This is a genomic window from Pseudomonas sp. S3E17 (genome assembly GCF_024168685.1).
In the GTDB taxonomy this organism is placed as follows: domain Bacteria; phylum Pseudomonadota; class Gammaproteobacteria; order Pseudomonadales; family Pseudomonadaceae; genus Aquipseudomonas; species Aquipseudomonas marginalis.
This window is the reverse complement of sequence record NZ_JALJWE010000001.1, coordinates 462,078-483,350: the sequence shown is the minus strand read 5'-3', so window position 1 is coordinate 483,350 and position 21,273 is coordinate 462,078. Positions and strand designations below refer to the sequence as shown.

Genomic DNA, 21,273 nt, shown 5'->3' with positions numbered 1-21,273 from the left:
TTCGGGCAATAGTGAGGCTGGTTTTTCAGTCCCTCAATCAAGGAGTTTTCCATGAGCACATTCGTTGCCAAAGACGGTACCCAGATCTACTTCAAGGATTGGGGCAGCGGTAAGCCCGTGCTGTTCAGCCACGGCTGGCCGCTGGATGCCGACATGTGGGAATACCAAATGGAATACCTCAGCAGTCGTGGCTTTCGCACCATCGCGTTCGACCGCCGAGGCTTTGGCCGCTCGGATCAGCCGTGGACGGGCAACGACTACGACACCTTCGCCGACGACATCGCGCAGTTGATCGAACACCTGGACCTCAAGGACGTGACCCTGGTGGGCTTCTCCATGGGCGGCGGCGACGTCGCCCGCTACATCGCACGCCACGGCAGCGCACGCGTGGCCGGCCTGGTGCTGCTGGGCGCAGTGACGCCGATCTTCGGCCAGCAGGCGGATTATCCGCAGGGCGTGCCACTCGACGTATTCGCAGGCTTCAAGGCCGAGCTGCTGAAGGATCGCGCGCAATTCCTCAGCGATTTCAACACGCCGTTCTATGGCATCAACAAAGGCCAGAAGGTCTCCGCTGGCGTGCAGACCCAGACCCTGCAAGTCGCCCTGCTCGCCTCCCTCAAGTCCACGGTCGATTGCGTCACGGCGTTCTCGGAAACCGACTTCCGCCCGGACATGGCCAGGATCGACGTGCCGACCCTGGTGATCCACGGTGACGGTGACCAGATCGTGCCGTTCGAGACCACCGGCAAGGTGGCAGCCGAGATGATCAAGGGCGCCGAGCTGAAGGTGTACAAGGATGCGCCCCACGGTTTCGCCGTGACCCACGCTCAGGCCCTGAACGAAGACCTGCTGGCGTTCCTGAATCGCTGAAACACCCGCTCCTTTGGCCGGCACGCCACTCCCCTGTAGGAGCGAGCTTGCTCGCGAAGATCGTCAACGATGACGCAGTAAATCAGATTTCACGCGTCGCTCTAGAGTTCTTCGCGAGCAAGCTCGCTCCTACAGGGGGTTGGTTTACCCGGCCTTTTTTTCCAGTGCCAGGCGCCCTGGTCCGGCAATCAGGATGCTGGTGAAAATGATCAACAGCAGCCAGCCGAATTGCCCTTCCAGCAGCGTCCACTCCGGATGCACCACCACCATCGCAATCAACAGCACCGCCAGAATCGGCAGGCACGCCAGGCGCACCAGCACCCCGGCGATGATCAGCAGCGGGCACAGCACTTCGGCGAAAATCGCCAGCAGCAAGGTGACATGGGCACCGAGGTGAAACGGGTCTTCGATCTGCTTCAACTGCTCGCTGTAATTGAGCAACTTGGGCAGGCCATGCACCCAAAGCAGGAACAGCGCCCCGCTGCCTCGCAGAAACAACAGCCCCAGGTCCTGGTGTCTTGATTCGTTCATATGCGCTCCGGTGGGTTGACACGTTATCGACGTCGATTGTGTCCACGGCGCGGTACGCACGCTTGCAAGCCTGTGCTGACTAATCCCCCGTTCCGGCAAATCCAGCGACGATTTCATCGATCACCGCCCGCACCCGTGCGGTGTGGCGCAGGTCGGCGTGGGTCACCAGCCAGACGTCGTAGGGCAACGGCCGCGTGCGCTCCGGCCACAGGCGCACCAGCCCGTCGCGCTCGCCGGTGAGGATCGGGATTTCGCCGATGCCGATCCCGGCGGCGATGGAGCGGCGCACCAACAGGCTGGAACTCAGGGCGGCGACGATGCGCCCACGGCCCAGGGGTTCCGAGACCAGGGTCATGTCCTTCTGGGTTTGCAGGTACGGTTGATAGACCACAAGATCATGCCCTTCAAACAGGCTGCCCGGCTCCGGCGTACCCTGACGATCGATATAGGCCTGGGACGCAAACAACCCCACCGGCCAGCGTGCGAGACGCCGGGCGATCAGGTCGGGGCTGTCCGGGCGGGTGTTGCGCACGGCGATGTCGGTCTCGCGTTTGGCCAGGCTCAGGAACTGGGTAGAAGCGTCGAGCTGCACGCGCACATCCGGGTGCTGGATGTGCAGGCGCGCAATCGCCGGGATCAGGAAGTCGATGGCCAGGGAGTCGGTGGTGCTGACCCGTACGGTGCCGGTCAGGCGGTCATCCAGGCCCTGGATCTGGCGCTCCAGATCGAGCGCCGAGCGTTCCATTTTTTCCACCGAGTGCAGGGCGGCCTCGCCGACGGCGGTCAGGGCGTAGCCTTCGGAGGTGCGCAGGAACAGCGTGGCACCCAGGGACTTTTCCAGGGCGTTGACCCGCCGCCCGACTGTGGCCTGGTCGACCCCCAATACCCGTGCGGCCCCGCGCAGCGTCGACTCGCGGCAAACCGCCAGGAACACCCGTGCATCATCCCAATTCATGCGGCCTCCTTATGCTGCATATATGCATCACAGCGACGCTTATTCGCTGCATTATTGCATCCAAAAACCTGGATAAGCTGGGCACCAGAGAAAAATACCCAGGACCGCCATCATGCTCGACACTCATGCCCCACCCCGCCACTCCGTGTGGCTGCCGATCTTTGCCGGCCTGTGCGCCAGCCTGGTCAGCATCGGCCTGGCACGTTTTGCCTATACGCCATTGATTCCGTCGCTGATCCAGGCCCACTGGTTCAGCGCCAATGACGTGGTGTACCTCGGTGCCGCCAACCTGGTGGGTTACCTGATCGGCGCGCTGATCGGGCGGCCCATCGCCCAGCGCACCTCGAACAGAACCGCGCTGCGCCTCATGATGGTGGCGGTGACCCTGGCGTTCTTCGCCTGTGGCTTCCCGCTGTCGGTGGTGTGGTTCTTCGCTTGGCGGCTGCTGTCGGGGATTGCCGGTGGCGCAATCATGGTGCTGGTAGCAGCGACCGTGTTGCCCCATGTACCGGCCGCACGCCGGGGTCTGGCCAGTGGGGCGATCTTCCTCGGCATCGGCCTGGGCATCGCCGGCTCCGGCACCCTTGTGCCGCCGCTGCTGAGCCTGGGTTTGCAGCAGACCTGGTTCGGCCTCGGCCTGTTGGCCCTGGTGCTGACCGCCGCCAGCTGGTTCGCCTGGCCTGCGGGCACGCTGCATGAAGACGCGCCGCCATCCGACTCGGCCGTAGCAACGCCTTCCGGCGTGTACCTGCTGTTCGCCCAATACGCCTTCATGGCCGCCGGGCTGGTACCGGCGATGGTGTTCCTGGTGGATTACGTGGCCCGTGGCCTGGGGGCCGGGGCGCATATCGGCGCGATGATCTGGGTGATGTACGGCCTGGGGTCGATTGTGGGGCCGGTCACCTACGGGTTCCTGGCAGATAAACTGGGGGCGCGCTTGAGCATCCGTGTGGTGCTGGTGGTGCAGGCAATTGCCGTCGGTGCGTTGCCGTTTGCCGGCTCGTTGACTGGCCTGGCGGTGCTCGCGGTGATCCTCGGTTCTTTCCCGCCGGGCATCGTGCCGTTGGCGCTGGCGCGGGTGCACGAACTGATTCCCGACCATCATCAGCAGCAGGTCGCGTGGAGCCGTGCCACGGTGTCCTTTGCGACTTTCCAGGCGCTCTCGGGGTTTGCCTATTCCGCCCTGTTCAACGTCAGCGGAGGCCAGCATGCGCTGTTGTTCCTGATCGCCGCCGGGGCGATAGTGGTCGCCCTGGCCCTGGAACCGGGCATGCGCCTGCTGAACCGCCGGCCGTCCGACGCGGTCCCACCCCATACGCTCATCGCTGCAGGTAATCTGAAATGACGCTTCCCAAAGAAATGACCCTGATCGAAATCACCACCCCCGGTGGCCCCGAGGTGCTGCAACCACGCCGGGCAGAGGTACCGGTGGCGGGCCCCGGCGAGATCCTGATTCGCGTGCATGCGGCCGGTGTGAATCGCCCCGACGCCCTGCAACGCGCCGGCAAGTACCCGATGAAACCCGGCATGAACCCGCTGCCTGGCCTGGAAGTGGCAGGCGAAGTGGCTGCGTTGGGCGACGGCGTGAGCGAATTCGCCGTGGGCGATAAGGTCTGCGCCCTGACCAATGGCGGCGGCTATGCGCAGTTCTGCACGGTGCCCGCCAGCCAGGCGCTGCCGATTCCTGAAGGCATGGACTGGATTCAAGCCGCCGCCGTGCCGGAAACCTTCTTCACCGTGTGGGCCAACCTGTTCGGCCTCGGCGATGCCCACACCGGCCAGCGCGTGCTGATCCACGGCGGCACCAGCGGCATCGGTACGACCGCGCTGATGCTGTGCCGCGAATTCGGCATCCAGGCCTTCGCCACCGCCGGCAGCGCCGACAAGTGCGCGGCCATCGCCCAGCTGGGCGGCGAGCCGATCAATTATCGCGAGCAGGATTTTGCCGAGGTCATCGTGCAACAGACCAACGGCCAGGGTGTGGATGTGATCCTCGACATCATGGGCGGCTCGTATTTGAACAACAACCTCAAGGCCCTGGCCATGGACGGCCACCTGGTGATGCTGGGTTTCCTCGGCGGCGCCAAGGCCAACGACGTCGACCTGCTGAGCATCCTCGGCAAGCGCGCGGTGATTACCGGCTCACTGTTGCGTGCGCGCAGCAAGGATGAAAAAGCCGCGATTGCCGAACAGTTGCGCGAGTACATCTGGCCGGTACTGGAAGCCGGGCGTTGCCTGCCGATCATCGACAAGGTCTACGCATACACCGACGCCGCCCAGGCCCATGCGCGGATGGAAGGTGGGGACCATATCGGCAAGATTGTGTTGCGGGTGGAGTAACCAGCAGGCAACACAAAGCAAATGTGTGAGGCGCAAGCAGCAACCTGTAGTGAGCGGGCTTGCCCCGCGCTGGGCTGCGCAGCAGCCCCAATAAGAGCGCTGCAGTGTGTCAGGCAGCTCCGGGGCTGTGTTTGGGACTGCTGCGCAGCCCAGCGCGGGGCAAGCCCGCTCACCACAAAAAGCCCGCTCACCACAGTTACAGTGTTCCTTCTTAAATGGCTGGCATCAGGGCAGGCCCCCTCCCACATTGACCGGGTTCTTACTCGGAATAGGTGGGGTAGTCGATGTAGCCCACCTCACCGCCACCATACATCCCCTCTTCCCGCAGCGGGTTCAACGGCCAGCCCTTGAATAGCCGTTGCGGCAGGTCCGGGTTGGCAATGAACGGCCGTCCGAACGCAATCAAATCCGCCAGACCGGCGTCCACCAGTTTCGCGCCGCGTTCAGCGGTGTAGCGACCGGCGTAGATAATGCGACCGCTGAAGGTGCTGCGCACGGCTTCACGGAAGCTGTCGGGCAGCACGGGGGCGTTGTCCCAGTCGGCTTCGGCGATGGACACGTAGGCGATGCCCGACTGTTCCAGCACCTTGATCGCTTCGATGTAGGTGTGGTGCGGGTCTTCTTCCACCAGGCCGATGTACACACGGTCCTGGTCGGTGCCGCTGAACAACGGCGAGAATCGCACGCCCAGGCGCTCCGGCCCGACCACCTTGCTGACGGCTTCGACGATCTCGCGCAAAAAACGCAGGCGATTGTGCAGCGAACCACCGTACTCATCGTCGCGCTGGTTGGCATGGGCCGAGATAAACTGGTTGACCAGGTAACCGTTGGCCGAGTGAATTTCCACGCCGTCGAACCCGGCGTCCAGGGCATTGCGTGCGGCCTGGGCGTAGTGCCCGACCAGTTCTTCAATCTCGAGCACGCTCAAGGCGCGAGGCACCGGCGGTTGCTTCAATTCACCCGCGCCAGGCGCGGTTTCGATAAAGGCCTTGGCTTGCTGGGCCTGAATAGCCGACGGTGCCACCGGTGCGGCGCCGTCAGGCTGCAAGGCGTTATGGGACACACGGCCCACATGCCACAGCTGGGCAAAGATCACCCCGCCTTCGGCATGCACCGCGTCGGTGACCTTGCGCCAGCCGTCGATCTGCGCCGGGGTGTAGATGCCCGGCGTCCAGGCGTAACCCTGGCCACGGGGTTCGATCTGCGTGCCTTCGCTGACCATGAAACCGGCCGTAGCGCGCTGGCGGTAATACTCGGCCATCAGGTCGGTGGCGATGTCGCCGGGCTGCGCGCTGCGCTGGCGCGTCAACGGTGGCAGCACAACACGGTTGTTCAAGGTGTGATGACCCAGTTTGACCGGGGTACTTAAAACGCTGTTAGTCATTGGGGTAATCCAAATTCGGGACGAGCAAATGCATTGGCGACTGTTGCAAGTCGCCAATGAATGAAAGGGTTAATTAACTTACGCGGTGAGTTTGAGCAGTGCCTTGGCCACGTCACTGGAACTGGCAGGGTTCTGCCCAGTGATCAGCAAACCATCTTCGAGCACGAAGGATTGCCAGTCGGCGCCCTTCTGATAGTTGCCCCCCAGTGCCTTGAAATCATCTTCAATCAGGAACGGCACCACATCGGTCAGGCCCACCGCCGCTTCTTCCGAGTTGGAGAAGCCGGTGACACGACGGCCCTTGACCAGCGGCTCGCCATTGACGGCCTTGACGTGACGCAAGGCGCCCGGTGCGTGGCAGACAAAACCAATGGGCTTGCCGGCACGCTCGAAGGACTCGATCAGGGCGATGGACACCGGCGACTCTGCCAGGTCCCACAGCGGGCCGTGGCCACCTGGGTAGAACACCGTGTCGAAGTCGGCGGCGTTGACCGTGTCCAGCTTGACCGTGCTGGCCAGGGCCTGTTGCGCGGCAGGGTCGGCGGCAAAGCGGCGAGTCTGCTCGGTTTGCGCGTCGGGCGCGTCACTCACCGGGTCCAGGGGCGGCTGGCCACCGGCCGGGGACGCCAGCACCAGTTCGGCGCCGGCGTCCTTGAACACGTAATAGGGTGCGGCAAATTCTTCGAGCCAGAAGCCGGTCTTGCGGCCGGTGTCGCCAAGCTGGTCGTGAGAGGTCAGTACCATTAATACTTTCATTTTCCAGTGCCTCGATCAGTGAATGTCTGTGTGTCCAGGGCAACCCAACAGCTGTCGGGTCAGCAGCAACGCCTCATCAAAGGGCGCGGATGTACGGGTGATCTTGCTCATGACGCTGGTCCCCAGCCACAGCGCGTACAGGCGCCTGGCCAGGCTTGCAGGGGCTTGAACGACGGTCAGGGAACCGTCCTCAAGGCCGCGCTGTATGGCGATGGCAAGTAAATCGATGGTGCGCGACGTGCCACGTTCCAGCGCCAGGCGCATGGGCTCTGAAAGGTCTGACACCTCCGCACCCAGTTTGACGGCAAGGCATTTGCCCGCGTCGGTGCAGCCGGTCTGATTGTCGATCCAGGCCTGCCAATAACGCATCAACTTGGCGTGCTGGGATAGACCGGGTTGGTCGAACAGTTGCTGCATGCCGTGCACGTAGTTGTCGAAGTAGGTGTCGAGCAACACGACACCGAAGCCATCCTTGGAGTTGAAGTAGTGATAGAACGAGCCTTTAGGCACCTCGGCGGCTTGCAGTATTTCGTTCAAGCCCACCGCAGAAAAACCTTTGCGGCCGACAATGGATTGCGCCGTATCAAGAATGGTCTGCCGTGCACCTTTGGTTGGGCTGTTCATGCTTCACTCCGTCCGATTAGACCAGTCGTCTAGTTCGTTGAGGGAATGTTAGGGGCCACGCCAACCCCTCACAATGTCATATGCGCAAGGATTCCGGACATGACCCGAAGTCGGTTGCCGTTTTCCCGGCAGCCGCCGACAATCCACCCTCCCACGCCCCTGGAGACATGCGATGCACAGCGTTGCGCTGATGGTTTACCCGAACTTCCAATCCCTGAGCCTCAGCCTGGGCTCGGTGTTCGAGTGCGCGAACCTGCTGCGCGGTGAGCCTGCCTATGAGTTTCACCTGGTGTCGGAAAGCGGCGGCGCGGTGATGACGTCCCAGGGCTTCTCCGTGAACACCTCGCCCCTGCGGCCCCAAGGCTATGACACGCTGATCGTCAGCGGTTACCTGGAGTTTCGCCTGCCCGAGGCCAACCTGCTGGCACTGGTCAAGGCCGCCTCGGCTCAATCGCGGCGTGTCGCCTCGTTGTGCATGGGCATCTTCGTGCTGGCCGAAGCCGGCTTGCTCGACGGCAAGCGCACCACCACCCACTGGATCCACGCGCCGGCCTTTCGCAAGCGCTACCCGGACATCCGCCTGGAAGAAGACAAGCTGTTTATCGTTGACGGCCAGGTATGGACCGGCGCCGGCATGAGTGCCGGGGTGGACATGGCGCTGGCCATGGTGGAGAGCGACCTGGGCAGCGACCTCGCCCGGCGCATTGCGCGCAAGCTGGTGATCGCCCAGCGCCGGGGCAGCGAGCAATCGCAGTTGTCTGCACTGTTGGAGTTGGACCCCAAGTCCGACCGTGTGCAACTGGCCCTGGCCTACGCCCGCGAAAACCTCACCCATGACTTGTCGGTGGACGCCCTGGCCGAGGTGGCCCGGCTGAGCCCGCGCCAGTTCAGCCGGGTATTTCGCGAAGAAACCGGGCAGACGCCGGCCAAGGCCATCGAATCCCTGCGGGTTGAAGCCGCACGGGCGATGATGGAAACCAGCCGCCACCCGGTGGAAGTGGTGGCCCGCGAAACCGGCTTCGGTGATCGCGAGCGCATGCGCCAGGCGTTTTTAAGGGCGTTCGGGCAGCCGCCCCAGGCGATGCAGCACACCTTTAATGCAACACCGCCCGCGTAACCAGGTAACTCATCAACTGCGGGTCATCCGCCAGCTCAAGGGCGTGCACCGGGCGCGGCAGGTTATCCAGCACCGTACGCCAGAACGCCTGGGACACTTCGTCCTGATCATAAAACCGCACCAGCCAATCTGCCTCGCCGCTGCACAACACCTGGGTGGCGATGGCGCGGCCGATGCCTTTGCGACGATAACGCTTGAGGATAAACAGGTCGGCCAGTTCCAGGGCGTCGACACCCGGCAACTCGCTGCCTTCGATCAGCAGGAAGCCGGCGATATAGCCGTCCACCAGCAACAGGTTGGCGCTCCAGTGCGGGTCTTGCCAGTAGCGGTTCAGGTGCTGGTCATGGATGTAGAAACGGCCGTCCGCCTCGACATCTTCCTGCTCCCAGTCCGACGATTCATAGGCGTAGTACTGGTAGAGATTGCGGATCAACTCGGCTTCTTCGGGGCCGGTCTGGATCAATTCCACGGTGGTTTCAGGCATGGGGCTCTCGGTCAAAAAACGCAGGGCGCCATTGTTCACAAAACCTCGACGCAGTCCAATAGCGCCGCGAACCTTTCTACTTGCTGAACCGATTGCAAATAGCGACGAGCCCTGCCGAAGCGCTGAAACATTTCGAATAAACTCCGCCGGCTCGCCACTTTTTCAAGGACACGCACTTTGACCAACGTCTGTACCGCCGGCCTGGATGTGGGCTTCGCCTCCCTGGATTACCTGCAGATCTTTATCCTGGGCGTGATCCAGGGCATTACCGAATTGTTGCCGGTCTCCTCCACCGCCCATATGCGTGTGGTGCCCGCCCTGCTCGGCTGGCAAGACCCCGGTTCGGCGTTTTCGGCGGCCATGCAGCTGGCGGCACTGGCGGCGGTGGTCAGTTACTTCTGGCGCGATGTGCGCCAAGTGACCACGGGCAGCATCGGCGCGGTGCGCCGGGGCGACTACAACGATCCATGGTTCAAGCTCGCGGTGGCGATTGTGTTGGCGACCATTCCGATCGGAATTGCCGGCCTGGCCTTGTCGTCGACCCTGAACGCCTGCAATTCGCCGCTGCGCGGGCTGCTGGTGATCGGTATTTCCTGCGTGGGAATGGCGGTGCTGCTGGCGGCGGCCGAGCTGCGCGCCCGGCATACACGCGAGGTCAGCCAGATGCGCCTGCGCGATGCGCTGATCGTCGGTGTCGCCCAGATCGGCGCGTTGATTCCGGGCGTATCGCGTTCCGGCTCGACCCTCACCGCGGCCCTGTTCCTCAACTTCAAACGCGAAGAAGCCGCACGCTTCTCCTTCCTGCTGGGCCTGCCCGCCATCGCCCTCGCCGGCTTGAAGGAGCTGTGGGTGCTGCTGCATGCCGATATGCCCGCCCATGCCTGGCCGCATTTGTTGTTCGGGCTGGTGGTGGCCAGCGTCTCGGCATTCTTCGCGATCTGGGGCCTGATGAAGTTCCTGGAGCAGTTCTCCACCTGGCCGTTTGTGATCTATCGCGCGCTGCTGGGGGTATTCCTGATTGTGGCAGTCAGTACCGGGCTGCTGAGTTGATATAAACCCGCGTCTCAACCCAACATGAATCTCATGTGGGAGGGGGCTTGCCCCCGATGAGGGCGTGTCAGTTAATGCATCTTTAACTGACCCACCGCCATCGGGAGCAAGCCCCCTCCCACATTTGAACTGCTTTGCTTTACAGCCCGCCCGTACGTTCCGCCAGTGCTTCGAGCAGGTCAGCCGACGGCACGAAAAACAACCCGCCGGTGACCGCCGTGCTGAAGTCTAGCAAGCGGTCGTAGTTGCCTGCCGGGCGACCGACGAACATGTTTTCCAGCATCTGCTCCAGCGGCTGCGGCGAGCGTGCGTAGCCGATGAAGTAGGTGCCGAACTCCCCGGCACCGGGGCGGCCGAAGGGCATGTTGTCGCGCAGGATTTTGACTTCTTCGCCGTTCTCGTCGGTGATCACGGTCAGGGCGCTGTGGGCATTGCTCGGCTTGGCGTCTTCGCCTAACTCGATATCCGACAGTTTGGTACGCCCGATCACCTTCTCCTGGGCTTCCACCGTCAGGCCGTTCCAGGCGGTCATGTTGTGCAGGTATTTCTGCACCAGCACGTAGCTGCCGCCTTCGAATTCGGGGTCTTCGTCGCCGACGATGGTGAAGCCCACGGCCTTGCGCCCCACCGGGTTCTCGGTGCCGTCGACAAAGCCGATGATGCTGCGCATGTCGAAGTAGCGGAAACCCTGGACTTCATCCACCACCTTCACGCTATCGCCCAACGCTGTCATCAGCTGGGTGGCGAGTTCAAAGCACAGGTCCATCTGCTCGGCGCGGATATGCAGGAGGATGTCGCCGGGCGTCGACACCGCCATGCGCCCTTCTACACCGAATTCGCGAAACGGGTGCAACGCCGCCGGGCGCGGCGTGCCGAACAAGCGGTCCCAGGCCTGCGAGCCAAAGCCGCAGACGCAGGTGAGGTTGCCCGCCGGCACGCGTTTGCCCACCGAACGCACCAGCCCGGCGATGTCTGCGCACCAGGCGCGCACGCTGTCTTCACTGCCAGGGGCGACGGTGGCGACCATAAAGATCGCGCTGCTGGTGATCGGGTGGCAGACGGACTGCGGTTCAAGAGGCGGCTGAACGGAGGAAGTCGGCATGGGGCAAATCCAGGCTAAGGGCGGGAGTGAACCCGCGCAGGTTAGCAGATCATTTCCGGCACGCCTGCCACACGTCGCGAATCAACGCCTTGAGCTGCAACGCCTCGGCCCAGCGGTCACTGATTTCACGCCCATCGGCACCGGTGATGGCATAGGGCGGCGGGCCCAGTTCGCAGGTGAAGGACAGGCTGTGCGGGGTGTCGGGGCGGGCCAGCCAGTCCTCGATCGCATAGCGCCACCACTGGGTAAAGCGTTGCACCCAGGCCTGGTGCTGGGGGAACGCCAGCGACACCTGCACCTGTTCACTGCTGGCCACACGGCCATGAAAGCCCCAGCTGTGGCGCAGGATCGTGCGGATCTGTTCATCGTCTTCAACGGCGCCGGGCTCGGGCAGCTCGCGGCCGACCACGTAGTGAGAAAGGTCCGCCAGCAGCTTCAAATCGGGCATCTGCGCCAGCAGGTCGAGGGTGAACAACAGGTCGTTGGTGAGGCGATAGCGGTGGGTTTCCAGCAGCACCGGAAAATCCACCTGCTCGGCCAGGCGTTGCCAGCCTTCGATCAAGCGGGCGGCTTCGGTTTGGCTGCGCGGGCGCACATCGGCTTGCAGGGTGAGGTGGTGGCAGCCATGGCGGCTGATCACATCCAGTGCGGCCGCCAGGTCGTCGACGCTTTGCGGGAACAACTGGCCTTCGATCTGCAAGCCCCGCGCCGTGGCGGCGGCGTGCAGGCGCGCGACATCGGCGGCTTGCCAATAGTGATCGGTAATGCCGTCGAAACCGGCGGCCTTGATGCGGTCGAGTTGGGCCTCCATGGGGCCGGGCTCGGTGTGCATCGCCCAGAGGGATTGGAATACCAGGAATTGGCGCATATCAGCCTCGCAGCAGGTGTTTGAGGGACACGTCGGGGTCGGCCAGGCTGGCCGCGTTCAGGGCGATGCGCGCGCTGATCAGGCGTTCGCACAGCTTGACGTCCTTGGCCACGCTGTTGCCGGGGCCCCAGCCGCAGGCGCCTTGCAAACGTTGGTCGGCGTCGAGGTAGAACAGCAACAGACCCGCGCCCGGCAAGGCACGGCTGACGGTCAGCGGCGTGATCACGCCCACGGTCTGCAAGCCCCAGTCGTACTGGTCGGACCAGAAGCCGGGCAGCGCTTCGAACGGCTCATCACGCCCGAGCATGTTCAGTGCGGCATGCCGCCCTTGGGCCTCGGCATTGCGCCAGGTTTCCTGGCGCTGGTACTCGCCGCCGAGGCGAAACTCGCACACGTCACCTGCCGCGTAGATGTCCGGCGCGCTGGTGCGCAGGTGCGCGTCGACGCGAATGCCCTGCCCCACCTCCAGCCCCGCCGCCACGGCCAGCTCGATATTCGGTTGCATGCCGATGCCGACCACAACCCGGTCGCAGGGCAGTAACTGCCCGTCCACCAGTTGCACCGCCTCTGCATGGATCGACTCCAACGCCACATTCAAGCGCACGTCGACACCGTGTTGGCGATGCACCTGCAGCAGCGCTTCGGAGATGACCGGCGCCAGCACCCGGCCCGCCAAGCGTGGCCCGGCTTCGAGCACCGTCACCTCACAGCCCAGGCCACGAGCGGTCGCCGCGACTTCCAGGCCGATAAACCCGCCGCCGACAATCACCAGCCGCGCTCCGGGCCGCAACGCGGATTTCAGCGCCAGCGCTTCATCGTGGGTGCGCAGGTACAACACGTTGGCCTGCGCCTGGGGCAGACGCCGCGCCCTGCCCCCGGTGGCCAGCAACAGGCCGGCGTAGGACAGCCACTGGCCGTCGGCCAATTGCAGGCGGTGCTGCGGCGGGTCCAGTTCGCGGACCGGGTTACCGGCGATATGTTCGATGCCCAACTCGGCGAGCCGGGCGCTGTCGCACAGGCTGCAGCCGGCCAGGTCCATATTGCCCTGCAACAGGCCCTTGGACAGGGGCGGCCGCTCGTAGGGCACGTGCGGTTCGTCGCCGATCAGGATGAGGCGCCCGCTGTAGCCTTCTTCACGCAGGGTCAATGCCGCGCGGCCACCGGCATGGCCGGCGCCGACGATGATCAGGGCTGCGTTCATCATCAAGCCGTGACGGCGAGCAAAACCCGCCCCGCTTCGACCCGTACCGGGTAGGTCTTGAGGTTGACGCACACCGGCGCGCCCAAGGCCTTGCCCGAGCGATAATCGAAGCGCCCGTTGTGCTTGGGGCACTCGATCACATGGTCCATCACCAGGCCGTCGGCGAGGTGGATTTTCTCGTGGGTGCACAGGCCGGCGGTGGCGAAAAACTCATTGTCCGCCGAGCGGAACACCGCGTAGGTGTGCGCCCCGTGGTCGAAGCGCAGCACGTCTTCCGCGTCTATTTCGCCCACGGCGCAGACGTCGATCCATTGATCGTTCATGGCGTTTTCTCTTGTTCTTGGGTGGGATTCAGCCGGCAGTGGCTTCTGCATGCATCGGGGCCCTGGCGGCCGGTTCAGCACTGGGGCGGATGGGACGCTGGACGAAGTAAGTCGGATCGCTGCGCTGCTTCCAGATCGTCGGGATGATTTCCCTGTACGCCTCGAACAGGTTGGCGTACGGCGGCGGGCAGTCGCTGCGGATCTCGTCGTGCAATTGCGCCAAGGCGTGGTACGGCACCATCGGGTACATGTGGTGCTCAAGGTGGTAGTTCATGTCCATGTAGATAAAGCGCAGCACGCGGTTCATGTAGATCGTGCGGCAGTTGCTGCGGTGGTCGAGCACATCTTCGGCCAGGCCCACATGCTGGGTGAGGCCGAACACGTAGCCGAGCCAGGCGCCGTAAATACTGGGCAGCCCAACCAGCATCAGCGGCAACCAGCTGTGCAGGTACAACGCGGTGCCGATGACCAGCGCATAAATGCCCACCCAGATACGCGCGGCGCGGAACACCTTGGGCCACTCGGATTCGGGGATGAAGTCCGCCTCCTGGGCACTCATCTGGCCGATGGCATGGCGCGCCACACCGCTGAAGGTCTTCCAGGCCAGGGGCAGGTTGAACAGGCTGAGAAACATCATCGGCAGGCTCGGCGGGCGAGGCTCGACGATCTCCGGGTCGCGGCCGACGACGATGGTGTCGGTGTGGTGCCGGGCATGGCTCCAGCGCCACACGTGGGGTTCGAAGATGCACATGAAGCTCGCGACCTGGTACAGCACGTCGTTCATCCAGCGGGTCTTGAACGCGGTGCCGTGGCCGGTTTCGTGCCAGCGCGGGTTGGATGCGGTGCCGTACAGCACGCCATAGGCGAGGAAGAACGGTACGCAGGCCCACGTGCCCCAGAACCAGTAGCCGCCGAAGCCGGTGGCCAACAGCGCGGCCGCCCAAATAGCAGTGTCGAGCAAGGCCGGGCCGTCGCGGCGTTGCATCAGTTCTTTCATGCGTTTACGGGAAATCGGCGATTGGTACCAACTGGCCGAGACCAGGCCTTTTTCCGCCGCGCGGGCGGCTTCGGGGCCGGTGAGGCTGTAGTCGCGCCGAGCGGTGTGAGCGGTGTGTTCAGGCATTGTTATTGTTCTCCGCAAGCGAGAGGTTTCAGGTGCTTTGCGAAACCAACGATAGAGCGCGGCTAAATCACCCTCAAGGCCTTGAATCCATTCCCTATCAAGCTATCATCCAGGCCCAGCGGGGCTTGATAGTTTTCTATCAAGACGCTCAAGGGGGCTGTCATGAACAACAATAAACGCCCGACCATCGCCACCGTCGCCGCCCATGCGGGCCTCAGCGTGGCCACCGTCGACCGCGTGCTGAATGCGCGCGCGCCGGTCAATCCGCAAACGGCCGAGCAGGTGTTCCAGGCTGCCGAAGCGGTGGGCTATTTTGCGGCGCGGTTGATCGGCCAACGCATACGCGAACGCCGGCCGACCTATCGCTTCGGCATCCTGCTGCTGGGCACCGCCCAGGCGTTCTATGCCCACCTGGCGCAGTCGATCAGCGAGGCGGCGCAGCATCACGCCAGCGCCAACCTGACCTGCCAATTCGACTACATCAACGACCGCACACCCAGCGCCATCGTCGCGCAGATCGAGCAACTGGCCGTGCAGTGCGACGGCCTGGCGGTGGTCAGCTTCGCCCACCCGCTGATCAACGCCTGCCTGGCGCAGATCCGCGAGGCCGGTGTGCCGGTGGTGGCGCTGCTCTCGGATATTCACGAGCAAGCCCTTGAACCCTACGTGGGCCAGGACAACCACGTAGTCGGGCGCACCATGGGCTGGCTGCTCGCCCGCACCTGCGGCGCACGCAAAGGCAGCGTGGGGATCCTGCTCGGCGGCCATCGCTTCCTCGGTCACCAGGCACGGGTCGAAGGCCTGCACAGCTACCTCGCCGAACACGCCCCAGGGCTCAAACCGCTGGAGCCGCTGATCAACCTGGACAACTGCGACATCACCGAAGAAGCCACCCTTGACCTGCTCACCCGCCACACCCACCTGCGTGGCCTGTGCGTGGTGGGCGGTGGCGGCGACGGCATCATCAGCGCCCTGGCGCAACTGCCCAAGCGCCCGGCGTTGTGCTGCATTTTGCAGGAGTCCACGCAGCTGTCACGCCAGGCGCTGAGCCAGGGGTTGATCGATGTGGTGATGGATTCACAGCCCAGGCAGACAGCGAACGCGCTGGTGCAGTTGCTGGTGGAATTGCAGAGTGCCGAGGGGTTTGATCCGGGGCGGCATCGGGTGCATATCGCGCCGCAGATTGTGACGTCGGAGAACATGTGTGCCTGATACATGGAGATCAAAATGTGGGAGGGGGCTTGCTCCCGATGGCGGCGGATCAGTTAAGTGGATGTCTGACACTCCGCTATCGGGGCAAGGGTATCTACGCAACTTTTCAGACCCTGACAAATCTCCCTGTGGCGAGCGGGCTTGTCCCGCGCTGGGCTGCACAGCAGCCCCAGTCAAGAAGATCGCGGTGTATCAGACACTCTGTAGAGGCTGGTTTTGGGGCTGCTGCGCAGCCCAGCGCGGGACAAGCCCGCTCACCACGACAGCCCTATCTGCCGCGCTTTCAGCGTTGAGCCAACGTTGGGTAGATACCTATGGCTATCGGGGGCAAAACCCCTCCCACATTTCGACCCTATGCGCCGCGAAAATCTGCGGCACTCAACCCGAACCGACTCATCTTGTTGTACAGCCCACCCCGCGATACGTTCAGTTGCCGGGCGGCCAGGCGGATGTTGCCGCCGGTGCTTTTGAGGGCGGCGACGATGGCGTGCATTTCGTGGCTGCTCAGGTCCTGGGCGGGCTGAGGTTCGTGGTGGCGCAGCGTAGCGCGCGGTCTGGTTTCCAGGGGTAGATCGGCCGCCTGGATCAGTTCGCCCGTCGCCAGGTTGGTGGCGCGTTCGATGCTGTTTTCCAGCTCGCGCACATTGCCTGGCCAGGCGTAGGCCGAGAGCACTTCCAGCGCATCCGGGGCAAAGCCCTGCACCGCTTTGCGCAGCGAACGGGCGCAGCGCGTGAGGAAGTGCCGCGCCAGCAACGGGATGTCTTCACGGCGCATGCGCAGCGGCGGCACGGTCAGGTTCAGTACGTTGAGGCGGTAGTAGAGGTCTTCACGGAACGCCCCTTCGACCACCGCCTGGCTGAGGTTGCGGTGGGTAGCGGCGATGATGCGTACGTCCACTGGCCGTGAGTTTTTCGCGCCGACGCGGGTGATCTCGCCTTCCTGCAACACCCGCAGCAGGCTGACCTGAGCATCGAAGGACATATCGCCAATCTCATCCAGAAAGATGGTGCCGCCATCCGCCAGTTCAAACTTGCCCGCCGACCCGCCCCGGGCCGAGCCGGTAAACGCGCCCTCGACATGCCCGAACAGCTCGCTCTGCACCAGGTCCCGTGGGATCGCGCCGCAGTTGACCGCCACGAACGGGCCGTTGGCGCGGTCGCTGGCGTTGTGGATGGCCTGGGCGAACAGCTCCTTGCCGGTGCCGCTTTCGCCGAGGATCAGGGTGGTGGATTCACTGCGACTGGCGATGCGTCCCAGGTGCAGTGCGTCCTGGATCGCCCGCGACGTGCCCTGGATAGTGTCGAAGGTGTAGCGCGCCTGGGTGCTGATGATGCGCCGGGTGATTTCACGGATGCGGCGGTTCTCGCGCAGGGACACGATCACCCCGCCCTGCTCCAGCGGGCACACCGAGACCAGGCAGGCGAGCTGGCTGCGGTCGTGCAGGTGGAAGGTGCAATCGAGGTCACGCACCGGCTCACCGCCGCGTAGAAGCATGGCGTCACTCAGCTCACTGCGGCCCAGGCGCTGGAAGGGGCTGCCGATCAGCTCCAGCCCCACCCCGAACAGTTGCCGGGCATAACGGTTAAGCGCCTTGATGCAGCCACGCTCATCGAGCACCACCAGGCCTTCGTTAAGCACTTCGAGCACGGTTTGCTGCTCTTCCAACAGCGCTTGCAGGGCCATTTGGCGGGAGACCGCTTCGGCAGCCGCTTGCACGGTGCCGAGGGTGTGAAAGTGAAACCAGCCGGGTTCGGCGGTGAGGGTCAGCATCGCCAGGGTCTGGCCCTGGGCATTCCTGATCGGCGCGGCGGCGCAGTGCATGCGGCGTTGGCGCAGGCCGCTGCCGAAGTTCTCCTCGGCCAGCACGTACACCAAGCGGTCTTCGGCCAGGGCCAGGCCGGTGAAGTTGGTGCCCTGGACCGATTCGAGCAGGCGGCTGCCGACGGGGGTGATGTCCAGCCCGCAGAAATACAGGGTGGTGCCGTCGGCGTCGGTGAGGTTGATATGCCCTCGCGGGTTATAGGCCAGCAAACCATGCATGACCTGCGCAGCGGCGGCGATCAGGACGCGGTGGGTGGCCAGAGTGGCGGAAAGGTCGTGGGGTGCCACGAAGCGGTACCGGCTGTCAGTGGGGTCGATACCCGCCTCTACGCTGCGGCGCCAGGAATCCCAGATCACCTGCCGCACCTCGGCCGGGCGCTGCACCTGCCCGGCCAGGCACGCGCGCCACGCCTGTTCCAGCGCAGCCACGGGGCCGTCGTTCAGCGCCGCAGGCCCCAGGGCCGTCAGGTAGTCGAGGTCTTGTACGCTGAACGCCATGCTCATCGGGCGGTATCCATGTTCATGTTTTTGACATGTCAGTATAGGCATGTCATCAGAATGAACACATTTTGTTTATTGTATTTTATAAATCCTTAGTTATCAGACAGTTATAAATTGGCATAACCTTTGCTCCTGCCCCTTTGCCAGTCAGGGCTGTCCTGCGGCCAACAATAAAAAGGGGTCATTTCATGAGTACACAGAACATCCGCCTGGGCTTGATCGGTGCAGGTCGCATGGGCAGCTTCCACGGCCTGACCGCTGCGCGACACATCCCCGGCGCAACCCTCGCCGCCATCGCCGACCCCACTCCCGGCCAAGCCGCACGCCTGGCGGCCGAACTGGGGGTAGGCAAGGTCTACACCGACCCGCAACAGCTGCTCGACGACCCGGACATCGACGGCGTCCTCATCGCCGCCCCCGCCCGCAGCCACGCCGAACTGGTGATCAGCGCCGCCCGTGCCGGCAAGGGGATCTTCTGCGAAAAACCCATGGCCATCACCCTCGACGAAGCCGACCGCGCCATTGCCGCCGCGGCCGATGCGCGCGTGCCGCTGCAGGTCGGTTTCAATCGGCGTTTCGCCAAGAGCTTCCGCACGGCCCACCTCGACGTGGCGGCCGGCCGCATCGGCACGCCGCAGTTGTTGCGCTCGCTGACCCGCGACCCGGCACTCAACAACCCGGCCAATTCGCCGCAATGGGTGATCTTCCTGGAAACCCTGATCCACGACTTCGACACCCTGCGCTACCTCAACCCCGGTGCCGAAGCGGTGCAGGTGTATGTGATGGCCGACGCACTGATCGCACCGGAATACAAAAGCAAAGGCTTCCTCGACACCGCCGTGGTCGCGATCCGCTTCGACAACGGCGCCATCGCCACCGCGGAGGCCAACTTCCAGGCGGTGTATGGCTACGACGTGCGCGGCGAAGTGTTCGGCAGCGCCGGCATGCTGAGCATGGGCAGCCTCAACGACTCCGACCTGGTGCGCTACCTGGCCGAGGGCATCCAGGCCGACACCCAGCGCATGGACACCGACCTGCTGCGCGACGCCTACATCGCCGAACTCAACCACTTTGTCGACTGCCTGCGCAGTGGCGCCAAGCCCATGGCCAGTGGTGAAGACGCGCGCGCCGCCCTGGCGATCGCCCGCGCCTGTATCGAGTCGTTCGAGACCGGCAAGGCCGTGGCCGTGCAGGGAGCCCGCTGATGAGCCCGTTCAAACTGGCGATCAGTGCCGAGATGGTGTTTCTCGACCTGCCCTTCGTCGAGCGCGTGAAGCGCATCCATGCACTGGGTTTCAGTGCCGAAATCTGGAACTGGACCAATAAAGACATCAGCGCCCTGGCCGCCACCGGCGCCGATTTCACTTCGATGACCGGCTATATCAGCGGCACCCTCACCGACCCCGACGGTATCCGCCAACTGCTCGACAGCGCGCGCGAATCCATCGGCGTTGCCGAGCGCCTGAACTGCCCCAGCCTCAACCTGCATGGCACCGGACTGGGTGACGGCGGCCTGCCGGTGCAGCCCGTGAGCCAGACCACCGGACGCATGTGGCTGAGCGCGTGCAAGGCGCTGGAAAAAATCGCGCGCCTGGGCGAAGACGCAGGCCGCGTGTTCCTGCTGGAAAATCTCAACACCGAGGTCGACCACCCCGGCACCCCGTTCGCCCGCGCCGACGACACCCTGGCACTGATCGAAGCCGTGGGCAGCCCGCACCTGAAGATGAACCTGGACCTGTACCACGCGCAGATCGGCGAAGGAAACCTGATCGAGCTGATCCAGCGCGCAGGCAGCGCCATCGGTGAAATCCAGGTGGCCGACGTGCCCGGACGCCAGGAGCCCGGCACCGGCGAAATCCACTACCCGGCCATAGCCAGGGCCCTGCACGCCATGGGTTACAACGGCGTGGTCGGCCTCGAAGGCTGGGCCAGCGGCGACAGCGAGTTGGCCCTGGAGCGTTTCCGTCAAGCGTTCACCCTATAACAATAAAAGGAACACCCTCATGCATCGCTATTCATTGCTTGTTGCTGCGTTTTTACTGCTGTTCAGCCAATGGACCTTCGCCGCGTATCGCATCGGCGTGAGCATCGCGCGGGTCGACGATAACTTCATGACCTACGTGCGCACCGGCCTGGAAAATGCCGCCAAGCAACAGGACGTGCAGATCCAGTTCGAAGACGCCCAGGGCGACGTGGTGCGCCAGCTCAACCAGGTCGAAGGCTTTCTCAACCAGAAAGTCGACGCCGTGATCGTGCTGCCGGTGGACACCGCCGCCACCGCCAACATGACCCGCGCCGCCGTGGCGGCCAAAACGCCACTGGTGTACGTCAACCGCCACCCGGATGAGCGCACCTTGCCCAAGGGTGTGGTCACCGTGGCGTCCAACGATATCGAGGCCGGGCAACTGCAGATGCGCTACCTCGCGGAAAAACTCGGCGGCAAGGGCAATGTGGCGATCATCATGGGCGACCTCGCGCAGAACGCCACCCATGACCGCACCGAAGGCGTCAAGCAGGTGCTCAAGGACTTTCCCGGCATCAAGGTGGTGGAGCAGCAAAGCGCCGAGTGGCAACGCAACAAGGGCATGGACCTGACCAGCAACTGGCTGCTGGCCGGCACGCAGTTCGATGCGATTGTGGCCAATAACGATGAAATGGCGATTGGCGCGGCCATGGCCTTGCAACAGGCGGGCAAGGCCAAGGGCGAGATCGCGATTATCGGCATCGACGGCTTGCCCGATGGTCTGGCGGCGATCAAGCGCGGCATGCTCACGGCGTCGGTATTCCAGGACCCCAAGGCCCAGGCCACGCAAGCGGTACAGTCGGCGATCAGGATGATCAAGGGCGAGCCGATCGAGTCCGAGGTGTGGGTGCCGTTCGAGCTCATCAAGCCCGAACAGGTGGCGGTGTTCGAACAGCGCTACAAGTAAATCGAAGATAAGGCGATCAAAATGTGGGAGGGGCTTGCCCCCGATGGCAGTGGGTCAGTTGATACATCCGTGACTGATCC

Annotated in this window: 20 protein-coding genes and 1 pseudogene; 9 read left to right on the top strand and 12 right to left on the bottom strand. The window is 63.9% G+C overall.

Annotation, left to right across the window (positions count from 1 at the left end; genetic code table 11):
• Nucleotides 1–51 precede the first annotated feature (51 nt).
• Nucleotides 52–870: an alpha/beta fold hydrolase gene (locus J3D60_RS02015; protein ID WP_253489246.1), complete on the top strand. Its 819-nt coding sequence runs from the start codon at nt 52–54 to the stop codon at nt 868–870.
• Between the two features lie 144 nt (nt 871–1,014).
• Here J3D60_RS02015 and J3D60_RS02010 read toward each other — a convergent pair whose 3' ends face one another.
• Nucleotides 1,015–1,401: a DoxX family protein gene (locus tag J3D60_RS02010; protein WP_065939846.1), complete on the bottom strand. Its 387-nt coding sequence runs from the start codon at nt 1,399–1,401 to the stop codon at nt 1,015–1,017.
• Nucleotides 1,402–1,480: 79 nt separating this feature from the next.
• A complete protein-coding gene (locus J3D60_RS02005) occupies nt 1,481–2,356 on the bottom strand; it encodes a LysR family transcriptional regulator (RefSeq protein ID WP_253489243.1) in 876 nt (291 codons plus the stop codon).
• A 112-nt stretch (nt 2,357–2,468) separates the two neighbouring features.
• Between J3D60_RS02005 and J3D60_RS02000 the strand changes: the two genes are divergently transcribed.
• Both J3D60_RS02000 and J3D60_RS01995 read left to right on the top strand, forming a co-directional pair.
• Nucleotides 2,469–3,701 (top strand): YbfB/YjiJ family MFS transporter, encoded by a 1,233-nt coding sequence (locus J3D60_RS02000; RefSeq protein ID WP_253489239.1) that lies wholly within the window; start codon nt 2,469–2,471, stop codon nt 3,699–3,701.
• On the top strand, nt 3,698–4,696 hold the full coding sequence (locus J3D60_RS01995) for an NAD(P)H-quinone oxidoreductase (RefSeq protein ID WP_253489236.1): 999 nt from the start codon (nt 3,698–3,700) through the stop codon (nt 4,694–4,696). The genes J3D60_RS02000 and J3D60_RS01995 overlap by 4 nt, the downstream gene beginning before the upstream one ends.
• Before the next feature lie 259 nt (nt 4,697–4,955).
• Here the strand turns inward: J3D60_RS01995 and J3D60_RS01990 are convergent, their stop codons facing one another.
• From J3D60_RS01990 to J3D60_RS01980, 3 genes and pseudogenes are all read right to left on the bottom strand, one after another.
• Entirely contained in the window at nt 4,956–6,080 is a 1,125-nt protein-coding gene (locus J3D60_RS01990; RefSeq protein WP_253489234.1) for an alkene reductase, read from the bottom strand.
• Between the two features lie 78 nt (nt 6,081–6,158).
• Entirely contained in the window at nt 6,159–6,836 is a 678-nt protein-coding gene (locus J3D60_RS01985) for a type 1 glutamine amidotransferase domain-containing protein (RefSeq protein ID WP_253489231.1), read from the bottom strand.
• Nucleotides 6,833–7,460: pseudogene (locus J3D60_RS01980) on the bottom strand (TetR/AcrR family transcriptional regulator). Before J3D60_RS01980 ends, J3D60_RS01985 begins: the two are co-directional and overlap by 4 nt.
• Nucleotides 7,461–7,632: 172 nt before the next feature.
• Here J3D60_RS01980 and J3D60_RS01975 point away from each other — a divergent pair.
• The gene (locus tag J3D60_RS01975; RefSeq protein WP_253489228.1) at nt 7,633–8,577 is read left to right on the top strand and encodes a GlxA family transcriptional regulator; all 945 of its coding nucleotides are present in this window, start codon (nt 7,633–7,635) and stop codon (nt 8,575–8,577) included.
• On the opposite strand, the gene J3D60_RS01970 is transcribed toward J3D60_RS01975, so the two are convergent.
• Nucleotides 8,555–9,061 (bottom strand): GNAT family N-acetyltransferase, encoded by a 507-nt coding sequence (locus J3D60_RS01970; RefSeq protein ID WP_065939870.1) that lies wholly within the window; start codon nt 9,059–9,061, stop codon nt 8,555–8,557. The two genes, J3D60_RS01975 and J3D60_RS01970, sit on opposite strands and share 23 nt — an antisense overlap.
• A 177-nt stretch (nt 9,062–9,238) precedes the next feature.
• On the opposite strand from J3D60_RS01970, the gene J3D60_RS01965 reads away from it, so the two are divergent.
• A complete protein-coding gene (locus tag J3D60_RS01965) occupies nt 9,239–10,111 on the top strand; it encodes an undecaprenyl-diphosphate phosphatase (protein ID WP_253489225.1) in 873 nt (290 codons plus the stop codon).
• A 139-nt stretch (nt 10,112–10,250) separates the two neighbouring features.
• On the opposite strand, the gene J3D60_RS01960 is transcribed toward J3D60_RS01965, so the two are convergent.
• The 5 genes from J3D60_RS01960 to J3D60_RS01940 are packed head-to-tail and all read right to left on the bottom strand — an operon-like array spanning nt 10,251 to nt 14,728.
• Nucleotides 10,251–11,213 (bottom strand): Dyp-type peroxidase, encoded by a 963-nt coding sequence (locus tag J3D60_RS01960; RefSeq protein ID WP_253489222.1) that lies wholly within the window; start codon nt 11,211–11,213, stop codon nt 10,251–10,253.
• A 49-nt stretch (nt 11,214–11,262) separates the two neighbouring features.
• Nucleotides 11,263–12,081 carry a sugar phosphate isomerase/epimerase gene (locus J3D60_RS01955; protein ID WP_253489219.1) on the bottom strand — a complete coding sequence of 273 codons (819 nt, stop codon included), beginning with the start codon at nt 12,079–12,081 and terminating at the stop codon, nt 11,263–11,265.
• A gap of 1 nt (nt 12,082) precedes the next feature.
• Nucleotides 12,083–13,282 (bottom strand): NAD(P)/FAD-dependent oxidoreductase, encoded by a 1,200-nt coding sequence (locus J3D60_RS01950; protein ID WP_253489217.1) that lies wholly within the window; start codon nt 13,280–13,282, stop codon nt 12,083–12,085.
• 2 nt (nt 13,283–13,284) lie between these two features.
• On the bottom strand, nt 13,285–13,605 hold the full coding sequence (locus J3D60_RS01945; protein ID WP_027607575.1) for a MocE family 2Fe-2S type ferredoxin: 321 nt from the start codon (nt 13,603–13,605) through the stop codon (nt 13,285–13,287).
• A gap of 28 nt (nt 13,606–13,633) precedes the next feature.
• The gene (locus J3D60_RS01940) at nt 13,634–14,728 is read right to left on the bottom strand and encodes a fatty acid desaturase family protein (protein WP_253489214.1); all 1,095 of its coding nucleotides are present in this window, start codon (nt 14,726–14,728) and stop codon (nt 13,634–13,636) included.
• Nucleotides 14,729–14,890: 162 nt separating this feature from the next.
• On the opposite strand from J3D60_RS01940, the gene J3D60_RS01935 reads away from it, so the two are divergent.
• A complete protein-coding gene (locus J3D60_RS01935; protein WP_253489211.1) occupies nt 14,891–15,940 on the top strand; it encodes a LacI family DNA-binding transcriptional regulator in 1,050 nt (349 codons plus the stop codon).
• Nucleotides 15,941–16,292: 352 nt separating this feature from the next.
• Here J3D60_RS01935 and J3D60_RS01930 read toward each other — a convergent pair whose 3' ends face one another.
• Nucleotides 16,293–18,266 carry a sigma-54-dependent Fis family transcriptional regulator gene (locus J3D60_RS01930; protein WP_253489208.1) on the bottom strand — a complete coding sequence of 658 codons (1,974 nt, stop codon included), beginning with the start codon at nt 18,264–18,266 and terminating at the stop codon, nt 16,293–16,295.
• A 185-nt stretch (nt 18,267–18,451) separates the two neighbouring features.
• Between J3D60_RS01930 and J3D60_RS01925 the strand changes: the two genes are divergently transcribed.
• Genes J3D60_RS01925 through J3D60_RS01915 form a run of 3 tightly spaced genes read left to right on the top strand, consistent with a single transcriptional unit; the run spans nt 18,452 to nt 21,193 of the window.
• Nucleotides 18,452–19,468 (top strand): Gfo/Idh/MocA family oxidoreductase, encoded by a 1,017-nt coding sequence (locus J3D60_RS01925; RefSeq protein WP_065939859.1) that lies wholly within the window; start codon nt 18,452–18,454, stop codon nt 19,466–19,468.
• Nucleotides 19,468–20,247 (top strand): TIM barrel protein, encoded by a 780-nt coding sequence (locus J3D60_RS01920; protein ID WP_065939860.1) that lies wholly within the window; start codon nt 19,468–19,470, stop codon nt 20,245–20,247. The genes J3D60_RS01925 and J3D60_RS01920 overlap by 1 nt, the downstream gene beginning before the upstream one ends.
• A 19-nt stretch (nt 20,248–20,266) precedes the next feature.
• Complete coding sequence (locus J3D60_RS01915) at nt 20,267–21,193, top strand: sugar ABC transporter substrate-binding protein (RefSeq protein WP_027607581.1); 927 nt, start codon at nt 20,267–20,269, stop codon at nt 21,191–21,193.
• Nucleotides 21,194–21,273: the final 80 nt, after the last annotated feature.

What these genes read in the sequence shown, in the direction of transcription:
- J3D60_RS02015 (WP_253489246.1), top strand. Translation starts at nt 52, where the DNA reads ATGAGCACATTCGTTGCCAAAGACGGTACCCAGATCTACTTCAAGGAT.
- J3D60_RS02010 (WP_065939846.1), bottom strand. Translation starts at nt 1,401, where the DNA reads ATGAACGAATCAAGACACCAGGACCTGGGGCTGTTGTTTCTGCGAGGC.
- J3D60_RS02005 (WP_253489243.1), bottom strand. Translation starts at nt 2,356, where the DNA reads ATGAATTGGGATGATGCACGGGTGTTCCTGGCGGTTTGCCGCGAGTCG.
- J3D60_RS02000 (WP_253489239.1), top strand. Translation starts at nt 2,469, where the DNA reads ATGCTCGACACTCATGCCCCACCCCGCCACTCCGTGTGGCTGCCGATC.
- J3D60_RS01995 (WP_253489236.1), top strand. Translation starts at nt 3,698, where the DNA reads ATGACGCTTCCCAAAGAAATGACCCTGATCGAAATCACCACCCCCGGT.
- J3D60_RS01990 (WP_253489234.1), bottom strand. Translation starts at nt 6,080, where the DNA reads ATGACTAACAGCGTTTTAAGTACCCCGGTCAAACTGGGTCATCACACC.
- J3D60_RS01985 (WP_253489231.1), bottom strand. Translation starts at nt 6,836, where the DNA reads ATGAAAGTATTAATGGTACTGACCTCTCACGACCAGCTTGGCGACACC.
- J3D60_RS01975 (WP_253489228.1), top strand. Translation starts at nt 7,633, where the DNA reads ATGCACAGCGTTGCGCTGATGGTTTACCCGAACTTCCAATCCCTGAGC.
- J3D60_RS01970 (WP_065939870.1), bottom strand. Translation starts at nt 9,061, where the DNA reads ATGCCTGAAACCACCGTGGAATTGATCCAGACCGGCCCCGAAGAAGCC.
- J3D60_RS01960 (WP_253489222.1), bottom strand. Translation starts at nt 11,213, where the DNA reads ATGCCGACTTCCTCCGTTCAGCCGCCTCTTGAACCGCAGTCCGTCTGC.
- J3D60_RS01955 (WP_253489219.1), bottom strand. Translation starts at nt 12,081, where the DNA reads ATGCGCCAATTCCTGGTATTCCAATCCCTCTGGGCGATGCACACCGAG.
- J3D60_RS01950 (WP_253489217.1), bottom strand. Translation starts at nt 13,282, where the DNA reads ATGAACGCAGCCCTGATCATCGTCGGCGCCGGCCATGCCGGTGGCCGC.
- J3D60_RS01945 (WP_027607575.1), bottom strand. Translation starts at nt 13,605, where the DNA reads ATGAACGATCAATGGATCGACGTCTGCGCCGTGGGCGAAATAGACGCG.
- J3D60_RS01940 (WP_253489214.1), bottom strand. Translation starts at nt 14,728, where the DNA reads ATGCCTGAACACACCGCTCACACCGCTCGGCGCGACTACAGCCTCACC.
- J3D60_RS01935 (WP_253489211.1), top strand. Translation starts at nt 14,891, where the DNA reads ATGAACAACAATAAACGCCCGACCATCGCCACCGTCGCCGCCCATGCG.
- J3D60_RS01930 (WP_253489208.1), bottom strand. Translation starts at nt 18,266, where the DNA reads ATGAGCATGGCGTTCAGCGTACAAGACCTCGACTACCTGACGGCCCTG.
- J3D60_RS01925 (WP_065939859.1), top strand. Translation starts at nt 18,452, where the DNA reads ATGAGTACACAGAACATCCGCCTGGGCTTGATCGGTGCAGGTCGCATG.
- J3D60_RS01920 (WP_065939860.1), top strand. Translation starts at nt 19,468, where the DNA reads ATGAGCCCGTTCAAACTGGCGATCAGTGCCGAGATGGTGTTTCTCGAC.
- J3D60_RS01915 (WP_027607581.1), top strand. Translation starts at nt 20,267, where the DNA reads ATGCATCGCTATTCATTGCTTGTTGCTGCGTTTTTACTGCTGTTCAGC.